Raw genomic sequence first — 3,959 nt, forward strand, 5'->3', positions numbered from 1 at the left:
CTGGGATATATCCGAAAAGGTGTGGATGATATCCGGATTGATTTAAAGGCAAGTGAAAAACAAATGGTAGCACTTGGAGAACGAGTCACGAGGATAGAGGAAAGTACCAAACAAGCGCATAAACGCTTGGATACAATCGAAAAGGAGACGGATTAGACATGACAAGAGAGAACATGCAAAAACGATTACGTAACTGGAAAACATGGGTGGCACTTGCCTCCCTCTTAGGATTCATTTGTGCAAAGACTGGATTACTAGAAACGAAGAGCTTTATCGACGAAGTGTTACCGTATCTTTTCACACTTGGTGTTTCGATAGGAGTATGGACCGACCACGAAGGGACAGCACAAACAGACAAATAAAAAACAAAGAGAACGCATCGCCAATCGGTGGTGCGTTTTTCAATGGGAGGAGAAAGAAACATGAAACAATTACTGGGGATAGTTACAATATTATGTATGGTATCTTCGCTGTCTACAAGCGTTTTAGCAGATAGAATACTTCTGATACCTGATGTACCAAAAACGCCATACAGAGGCGGTGTAGGATTATATGAAGGAGTAGTTGCCCACAGTACGGCAACACCAGAAGCGCCAGCCATTAACATTCAAAAATATGAGACACGTACCTGGAGAAATGCATTTGTACACTACGCAGTGGATTGGAAGGAAACCATTCAGATTGCGGATACAAAATACATTGCGTATGGTGCAGGACCAGCAGCCAATAAACGATTTGTACATGTAGAGTTATGTGAAACAGCTGATTACGCCAAGTTTAAACGAAGTTATGAAAAGTATGTGAGATTACTGGCCAGAATCTTAAAAGATAATAATCTATCGGTAGAAAAAGGATTGTGGACGCATAACGATGTGAGGAAGTATCTTGGCGGTACAGATCATGAAGACCCGCTTGCTTATTTACGTAGCCATGGCGTAACAGAATCGCAGTTTAGAGCGGATGTGCAACGAGCATATCACAATGCTAGTGTGGAAGTTTCTGTTCCTGAGAAGCCATCTAAACCAACAGCCGTAACGGATGGTATCGCTTATATGGAAGGTTATAACGTTAACTTACGTAAAGGCCCAGGTGTAAGTTATTCTAAGATACGTCAATTAAACAAACCGGAATCTTATATTGTATGGGCTGAAAAGGATGGTTGGTTAAACCTTGGTGGAGACCAGTGGATTAAGAACGATCCATCTTATGTGACGTTTGAAAAGAAAAGCACAGTTGCTTCTTCTATTGTAGGGAAGCGGGTGGTTTCTAAAGTGAATAACCTACGCTTCTATGACGCTCCATCTTGGGCGGATACAGATGTGGCTGGGACTGTAGAGGCAGGATTAGGATTTGTGATTGATGATAAAGTAATGGTAAATGGTTCCCAGCAATATAAGGTCCACAATAGTAAAGGGAAAACGTATTATGTTACTGCAAATGCAGCATTTGTATATGTGAAGTAAACAAAAACAGGGAGGTACTTGCCTCCTTGTTTGAAAGAAGAAACATAGTTTCTGGACGATCCTCTTTTATCATCCACTCTAGTACATCAGGTAATAACATGATGAGTACCCCAAACATTACTCCCAAGCCCAGCCCTAGTAGAAGTGAAGTTTTTAAATAATGTCCGATGAATAACCAAATACCAGCTAACAGTAATAATAAAAGTGCAAGAGATAGTTTGAAAATCAATTTGTTCTCCTCCAATATGGGGTATTTCACTGTCTATTATAAGGCTTGAAGAAGGTAAATAGTATGGAGAAATAAATAAAAAGTGAAACGGCAAAAAATCGGAAGAGGAATATAAACAGGGCACAGATAAAATTCTCGAGTAACCGTAGGAGAGAGGGGGTTACATAGAACAAGCAAATCCTTTTTGTGAGAAAGAAATTTGCTTGTTAGAGGATGCGTATCATATGAATAAAACGTGTCCTTCATTTTTATGCAGACAGATAATGAGATAGGGGAAGGAAACCAAAATGTTTTCATCAGGAAGAGGATGTATCATGACAGTCACATGTGTGAGGTTTGGATGTACAAGAACATTTTTTAGACGGAAGAGGTTTCCCCTTACAAGAGCACTTCTCGCAAGGCGAGGGTTGCCATCCGAGCAGCTTATAACAATGGCAAGTTTGTTTACAGCAAGATTGACAAGTTTCATGGTTTGGTCCCTCTTTTATCCGGTTCACTTCCTCTAATTTTAATTGTAGTAACAGTTGAGACTTCACAATGGTTTTTAATGTATCATTTACACTTCGATTGATCGTGAGATATTCGCAAAAGCTTCGATTCTTTTGTTTTAAAAAATGTTGTAATTTTTCTCCTTCTGCATTGAGTATGTGAGATAAACCGATTTCTTCCATGGCAATCGAAGAAAGTAGCAAGTTAATCGCTTCTTGCCTAGTTACAGAAATATCAGGTGTAATATCCGGTAGATTGGGAAGAGACATGGTTCTTTTCGACCTCCTTGTATAAAGAGAATAGTTGCGTTTATCAAGCAGTGTATGAAAGACAAATCACTGCATTATTTTATCTAGAAAAGCAGTTTTTTTCTAGCATGAACTGTGAAAGAATTCTATAGAGTTGGTGTTACGTTTATTTTTGCTCATTTATCTTTATACATCGTATGTGATGCGAGCTTTCGTGATGCAAGTTTATTGGTTTATTTAACCAAATAAAGAGGAAACAAATCGTTCTGCCGTGCATAGAATAAAGAAAAGAGTGGCGGAAGGAAGCGATAGGCATTCTGCTCATCTTCATCAGTCACTTTTTTGGATGATTCTGTTATGTAATATCCGGGAAATTCGGTTGCGACATCCCTATTCAAGTTTGGAAGCTTGGATAGGGGATTTTTTTGTTTAAAGGGGAAGAACAGAGTTCGCTACTAAGCAAATCAATGCGGGAATAGCCATATAGGAATCATATATAAAATTTGTAGCAACAAATGGGGAGGGTAGGAATATGGTATATAGAACCAAAAATCTGTTAAGAAACAAATGGGAAAGGTTTGATGAAAGTGATGCTTGTAAATAGAAAGGAGAATTTCATATGTCACAACCGAATCTGCCGGATATAACGCCGGATATTTCTTTGACGCGAGAAGAAGCCATCAATTTATTGCTTTCTTCCATTGCGATGCAAGAACTTGGTTTAGCACATATTATTAATGCAGAGGGCGAAAAGTTACAATATGCATTAGGGACACTCGCTACCAATAATTTAGCAACGCCTCCTACATTTGATCAATTAATTCAGTTAAACAAAAGCGTACAATCTACGTTGAAAAGTGCCTCTGAAACGGAAATGTTACTAAAAGGAAAATTAGAAAGCGTTATGGAAATGCCGACAATGTTTGGACCGACTGGGCCTGCAGGACCTACAGGGCCAGCGGGTGGTGTTGCCAGTATCAATGGGCAAACGGGAGCTATTACCTTAAATGCACAGACGATTGGTGCGTATGGCGCGTTTCCTTATACGGAGGCAATCCCTTCTAATACAGATCTGGAAACGTTAACGTCAGCAGGTGTCTATAGTTCTGATGGTGCGAGTGGTCCTCCTGTGAATGGTCCTAATAATAATCCGATTTGGACGGTATATGTTTCAGTAATTGCGCCTGGTATTGGAAGCCCGTCTATCTTGCAATTATTTATTTCCAATCCATCTATCTATGTGAGAAGTCAAACGAATGGGCAGTGGAATGGTTGGCAAGCGTTTGGTACGATTGGGCCTACAGGTCCAACAGGGGCGACAGGAACTCCAGGAACAGATGGAGTAACGGGTCCAACAGGAGCAACCGGAACTCCAGGAACAGATGGAGTAACGGGTCCAACAGGGGCGACAGGAACTCCAGGAACAGATGGAGTAACGGGTCCAACAGGGGCGACAGGAACTCCAGGAACAGATGGAGTAACGGGTCCAACAGGGGCGACAGGAACTCCAGGAACAGATGGAGTAACGGG

General features: G+C 40.7%; 4 protein-coding genes. 3 read left to right on the top strand and 1 reads right to left on the bottom strand.

Going from position 1 to position 3,959, the window contains the following annotated elements; all coding sequences use genetic code 11:
- The first annotated feature begins 158 nt into the window (after positions 1-158).
- Together ACQRBL_RS31975 and ACQRBL_RS31980 are read left to right on the top strand one after the other, a co-directional pair.
- Positions 159-362: a hypothetical protein gene (locus ACQRBL_RS31975; RefSeq protein WP_411996812.1), complete on the top strand. Its 204-nt coding sequence runs from the start codon at positions 159-161 to the stop codon at positions 360-362.
- A 60-nt stretch (positions 363-422) separates the two neighbouring features.
- Positions 423-1,463: an N-acetylmuramoyl-L-alanine amidase gene (locus ACQRBL_RS31980; RefSeq protein ID WP_427736375.1), complete on the top strand. Its 1,041-nt coding sequence runs from the start codon at positions 423-425 to the stop codon at positions 1,461-1,463.
- On the opposite strand, the gene ACQRBL_RS31985 is transcribed toward ACQRBL_RS31980, so the two are convergent.
- On the bottom strand, positions 1,429-1,692 hold the full coding sequence (locus tag ACQRBL_RS31985; protein ID WP_097984921.1) for a hypothetical protein: 264 nt from the start codon (positions 1,690-1,692) through the stop codon (positions 1,429-1,431). The genes ACQRBL_RS31980 and ACQRBL_RS31985 overlap by 35 nt on opposite strands.
- Positions 1,693-3,048: 1,356 nt before the next feature.
- On the opposite strand from ACQRBL_RS31985, the gene ACQRBL_RS31990 reads away from it, so the two are divergent.
- Positions 3,049-3,959 (top strand): collagen-like protein (locus ACQRBL_RS31990; protein ID WP_427736377.1); only part of this gene is annotated, 911 nt, incomplete at its 3' end.

Origin of the sequence: Bacillus sp. AF62 (assembly GCF_050312695.1) — a bacterium.
Taxonomy (GTDB): domain Bacteria; phylum Bacillota; class Bacilli; order Bacillales; family Bacillaceae_G; genus Bacillus_A; species Bacillus_A cereus.

What these genes read in the sequence shown, in the direction of transcription:
- ACQRBL_RS31975 (WP_411996812.1), top strand. Translation starts at nt 159, where the DNA reads ATGACAAGAGAGAACATGCAAAAACGATTACGTAACTGGAAAACATGG.
- ACQRBL_RS31980 (WP_427736375.1), top strand. Translation starts at nt 423, where the DNA reads ATGAAACAATTACTGGGGATAGTTACAATATTATGTATGGTATCTTCG.